The organism is Cupriavidus sp. SIMBA_020, from assembly GCF_046535395.1.
Classification (GTDB): Bacteria; Pseudomonadota; Gammaproteobacteria; order Burkholderiales; family Burkholderiaceae; genus Cupriavidus; species Cupriavidus campinensis.
In genome coordinates, this window is the sequence record NZ_JAWRWU010001065.1 from 1 (window position 1) to 256 (window position 256).

Here is a 256-nt window from a genome sequence, read left to right on the forward strand (position 1 = left end):
GGAGCGTGCCCATCGGCCGGACGGCATAGGCTATTTGACCGAATTGTCGAACGTACGCCGGCCATGCGAGGATGGCTCCGAACCCAACAGGACTCAGGAGCGCCCATGCAGGACAGGCCAACCTCGCAGAATCACGGCGTGAACCGGGAACGCGCGCGGCGCGTGCTGGCACGCGAGCGCGACGCGTTTGTCGCCGCGCGTCCGGCATCGCAGGCGTTGTCGGCGCAAGCGGCGCAGCATCTGCTGTTCGGCGTGC

The 256-nt window shown here is 68.0% G+C and carries 1 pseudogene; it reads left to right on the forward strand.

Annotation, left to right across the window (positions count from 1 at the left end):
- Positions 1-105: 105 nt before the first annotated feature.
- Positions 106-256, forward strand: a pseudogene (locus tag SB751_RS32760) (aspartate aminotransferase family protein); the annotation flags it as partial.